The 4,542-nt window shown below is 73.0% G+C and carries 4 protein-coding genes and 1 pseudogene; 4 read left to right on the top strand and 1 reads right to left on the bottom strand.

Going from position 1 to position 4,542, the window contains the following annotated elements; translation table 11 throughout:
* The 4 genes from AC2VOR_RS02635 to nagA form a co-directional block, all read left to right on the top strand.
* Window positions 1–603 (top strand): aminotransferase class III-fold pyridoxal phosphate-dependent enzyme (locus AC2VOR_RS02635; protein ID WP_486963155.1); only part of this gene is annotated, 603 nt, incomplete at its 5' end.
* 86 nt (window positions 604–689) lie between these two features.
* Window positions 690–1,922, top strand: coding sequence for a D-alanyl-D-alanine carboxypeptidase DacB1 (dacB1, locus tag AC2VOR_RS02630; RefSeq protein ID WP_486963154.1), 1,233 nt, complete (start codon window positions 690–692; stop codon window positions 1,920–1,922).
* On the top strand, window positions 1,919–3,277 hold the full coding sequence (locus AC2VOR_RS02625) for a sugar porter family MFS transporter (protein WP_369740259.1): 1,359 nt from the start codon (window positions 1,919–1,921) through the stop codon (window positions 3,275–3,277). Before dacB1 ends, AC2VOR_RS02625 begins: the two co-directional genes overlap by 4 nt.
* A complete protein-coding gene (nagA, locus tag AC2VOR_RS02620; RefSeq protein ID WP_486963153.1) occupies window positions 3,268–4,380 on the top strand; it encodes an N-acetylglucosamine-6-phosphate deacetylase in 1,113 nt (370 codons plus the stop codon). Before AC2VOR_RS02625 ends, nagA begins: the two co-directional genes overlap by 10 nt.
* On the opposite strand, the pseudogene AC2VOR_RS02615 reads toward nagA, so the two are convergent.
* Window positions 4,377–4,542 (bottom strand): annotated as a pseudogene (locus AC2VOR_RS02615) (inner membrane protein YhjD); the annotation flags it as partial. The gene nagA and the pseudogene AC2VOR_RS02615 sit on opposite strands and share 4 nt — an antisense overlap.

The raw sequence follows: 4,542 nt of genomic DNA, 5'->3' as shown, positions 1-4,542 counted from the left end.
GACGAGGTGATCTGCGCGTTCGGCCGGATCGGGTCGATGTTCGCCTGTGACGACTTCGGCTACGTGCCCGACATGATCACCTGCGCCAAGGGCATGGCGTCGGGCTACTCCCCGATCGGCGCGATGATCGCCGGCGACCGCCTCTTCGAGCCGTTCGACGACGGCGCCACGATCTTCCCGCACGGCTACACCTTCGGCGGCCACCCGGTGTCGGCCGCCGTGGGGCTGGCCAACCTGGACATCTTCGAGCGCGAGGGTCTCAACGACCGGGTCCGGCATCACGCGCCGGCCTTCCGCGCGACGCTGGAGAAGCTGTACGACCTGCCCATCGTCGGCGACGTGCGCGGCGAGGGCTACTTCTACGGCATCGAGTTGGTCAAGGACAAGGCGACGAAGGAGACCTTCGGCGACGCCGACTGCGAACGCGTGCTGCACGGCTACCTGTCGCCGGCGCTGTTCGAGGCGGGCCTGTACTGCCGCGCCGACGACCGCGGCGACCCCGTCATCCAGCTGGCGCCGCCGCTGATCAGCGGTCAGGCCGAGTTCGACACCATCGAGTCGATCCTGCGCGACGTGCTGAGCGAGGCCTGGAAGCGGCTGTAGGCGCGCCGGCGGCGAGTAACTTCCGCCCCATCAGTCACAGCGCGGCTCCCCGGGATCGGCCGCCCGATCGCCTAGTCTGCACACCGATGACCTTCTTACGTTCCGCGTCGTGCCTGGTGGCGGCGGTCTTCATGACGGCCGCCCCGGCCGCGTTGGGGGCGCCCGCGGCGAGCGCCGAGCCGGTGCCCAACGCCGGGCCCGCGGACTGCCCCTACAAGGTGTCGACGCCGCCCGCGGTGGACTCGTCGGAGGTCCCCCAGGCGGGCGACCCGCCGATGCCGCTGGCGGTGCCCCCCAAGCCGGTCGGCGGCGAGGCCCTCGGCAGCTGCGGCGTCGTCGTCGCGCCCGACACGCCGCTGCTGCCCACCGACGTCTCCGCCGACGCCTGGCTGGTGGCCGACCTCGACAGCGGCGCGGTCATCGCCGCCAAGGACCCGCACGCCCGGCACCGCCCGGCCAGCGTCATCAAGGTGCTGGTCGCGATGGCGTCGATCAACGCGCTCAACGAGAACAAGGTGGTCCCCGGCACCGCCGAGGACGCGGCCGTCGAGGGCACCAAGGTCGGCGTCGCCGAGGGCGGGATGTACACCGTCAACCAGCTGCTGCACGGGCTGCTGATGCACTCCGGCAACGACGCCGCGCACGCGCTGGCCATGCAGCTCGGCGGGATGCAGCAGGCGCTGGAGAAGATCAACGTGCTGGCCGCCAAGCTCGGCGGCCGCGACACCCGGGTGGCGACGCCGTCCGGGCTGGACGGCCCGGGGATGAGCACCTCGGCCTACGACATCGGCCTGTTCTACCGCTACGCCTGGCAGAACCCGATCTTCGCCGACATCGTCGCGACCCGGACCTTCGACTTCCCCGGCCACGGCGACCACCCCGGCTACGAGCTGGAGAACGACAACAAGCTGCTCTACAACTATCCCGGCGCGCTGGGCGGCAAGACCGGTTACACCGACGACGCCGGCCAGACCTTCGTCGGTGCGGCCAACCGCGACGGACGACGGCTGGTGGCGGTGCTGCTACACGGGACCCGGCAGCCGATCGCGCCGTGGGAGCAGGCCGCGCATCTGCTCGACTACGGGTTCGCCACCCCGCCGGGAACCCAGGTGGGGTCGCTGGTCGCGCCCGACCCCTCGCTGGCGCCCGCCAAGCCGGAGGGTGCCGCCGGGCGCGCCGGCGCAGCGCAGGCCGCCGGGCTCCTTCCCGCGAGCGACGAGGTGCCGGTGCGGGTGGGCGTCGGCGTCATCGGGGCGATCGTCGTTTTCGGGCTGATCATGGCGGCACGGTCGATGAACCGCCGGCCGCAGCATCGTTGAGCACCCGGCCCGGGGGCCTGCTGGTCGGGTTGACCGCCGCCAGCGTCGGCGTCGTCTACGGCTACGACCTGTCCATCATCGCCGGGGTGCAGCTGTTCGTCACCGGCGACTTCGGCCTCACGACGCGGCAGCAGGAGCTGTTGACGACGATGGCGGTGCTCGGCCAGATCGCCGGGGCACTGGGCGCCGGCGTGCTGGCCAACGTGTTCGGGCGCAAGCGTTCGGTGGTGTCGCTGCTGGTGGCCTACGCGGCGTTCGCGGTGCTGGGTGCGCTGGCGGTGTCGTTGCCGATGCTGTTGACGGCCCGGTTCCTGCTGGGGCTGGCCGTCGGCGTCTCGATCGTGGTGGTGCCGGTCTACGTCGCGGAGTCGGCTCCGGCGGCGGTGCGCGGGTCGCTGCTGACCGTCTACCAGCTGGCCACAGTCAGCGGGCTCATCGTCGGCTACGTCACCGCCTACCTGCTGGCCGGGGCCCACGCCTGGCGCTGGATGCTGGGCCTGGCCGCCGTGCCCGCAACGCTGTTGCTGCCGTTGCTGATCCGCATGCCCGACACCGCCCGGTGGTACATGATGAAGGGCCGCACCGCCGACGCGCGCGCGGCGCTGCTGCGGGTGGAGCCCACCGCGGACGTCGAGGGCGAACTCGCCGAGATCGCCCGCGCGGTCGGCGAAGGCTCGGCGGGCCCCGGGGGCATGTCCGAGATGCTGCGCCCGCCGTACCTGCGGGCCACCCTGTTCGTCGTCGCGCTCGGCTTCCTGATCCAGATCACCGGCATCAACGCGATCGTCTACTACAGCCCGCGCATATTCGAGGCGATCGGGTTCACCGGGGACTTCGCGCTGCTGGGGTTGCCGGCCCTGGTACAGGTCGCCGGACTGGCGGCCGTGCTCACCGCGATGCTGCTCGTCGACCGGCTGGGGCGGCGCCCGATCCTGTTGTGCGGCATCGCGATGATGATCGCCGCCGACCTCGTCCTGACGGCCGTGTTCGGCCGCGGTCTCGGCGGCGCTGTCCTCGGGTTCGCCGGCGTGCTGCTGTTCATCGTGGGGTTCACGCTGGGTTTCGGCTCGCTGGGCTGGGTGTATGCCAGCGAGAGCTTCCCGACCCGGCTGCGGTCCATCGGGTCGAGCACGATGCTGACCTCGAACCTGGTGGCCAACGCGATCGTCGCCGCGGTCTTCCTGACCATGCTGCACACCCTGGGCGGCGCGGGGACTTTCGCGGTGTTCGCGGCTCTCGCGGTGGTGGCGTTCGGCGTCGTCTACCGCTACGCGCCGGAGACCAGGGGCCGCGAACTCGAGGACATCCGGCATTTCTGGGAGAACGGCGGACGCTGGGACAAACCATGCCCCTGATCCGCGCCGGCACCCTGGTGCTCGACGGGCAGGTCCGCCGGCCCGGCTGGCTGGAAACCGCCGGCGGCCGGATTCTGGGCTGCGGCGCCGGCGCGCCGCCCCGTCCGCCCGACACCGATCTGCCCGATTCGGTTGTGGTGCCCGGGTTTGTCGACATGCACGTGCACGGCGGGGGCGGGGCCTCCTACCCCGAGGCCGTCGCCGACGCCGCGGCCTTCCACCTGCGGCACGGCACCACCACGACGATGGCCAGCCTGGTCACCGCCGCTCCGGCGGAGCTGATCGCCGGGGTCCGCGCGCTGGCCGCAGCGGCCCGGCGCGGCACCGTCGCGGGCATCCACCTCGAGGGGCCGTGGCTGAGCGCGGCGCGCTGCGGCGCGCACGACCGCACCCTGATGCGCGACCCGGGGCCCGCCGAGATCGACGCCGTGCTCGACGCCGGCGGCGGCGCGATCAAGATGGTGACGCTGGCGCCCGAACGGCCCGGCTGCGACCAGGCGATCCGGCGCTTGCGCGACGCGGGAGTCGTTGTGGCGGTCGGTCATTCGGATGCCACCTACGAGCAGACCCGACGCGCCATCGGCCTGGGCGCCACCGTCGGCACGCACCTGTTCAACGCGATGCCGCCGCTGCATCACCGCGAGCCCGGGCCAGCGCTGGCCCTGCTGGCGGACCCGGGTGTGACCGTCGAGCTCGTCGCCGACGGCGTGCACCTGCATCCGGCCGTCGTGGACGCGGTGATCCGCGCCGCGGGACCCGAGCGGGTCGCCGTCGTGACCGACGCCGTCGCCGCGGCCGGCTGCGACGACGGCACGTTCCGGCTCGGCGCGATGCCGGTCGAGGTCGTCGCCGGCGTTGCGCGGGTCCGCGGGACGGACACGATCGCCGGCAGCACCGCGACGATGGACCGGCTCTTCCGCGCGGTGGCGGAGCGCTGCGGGCTGGCCGAGGCGGTGCAGGTGACCGCGGCGACACCGGCGCGGGCCCTGGGCCTGCGGGGTGTCGGCAGCCTGCGGCCGGGGCATGATGCCGATCTCGTGGTGCTCGACCGGGATCTGCGCGTCACCGCGGTGATGCGGCGGGGGGAGTGGACCGCCGCCTAGCGCGGCCGGCGGGTCAACCGCGAAAAGGTCAGCGCACCAACGGCACCCATCGCCATCGCGGTCATCGCCTGCCGGGCGCTGAGGCCCTCGTCCCGCTGGACCCGCGGGGCGATGATCGCGGGCGGGGGCGGCTCCACGGGCCGGGCGCGCGGATCCGTCGAC

Source organism: Mycobacterium sp. TH-M103 (assembly GCF_057473785.1).
The sequence above is the reverse complement of the archived record's forward strand: the minus strand, read 5'-3'. Positions and strand labels throughout refer to the sequence as shown.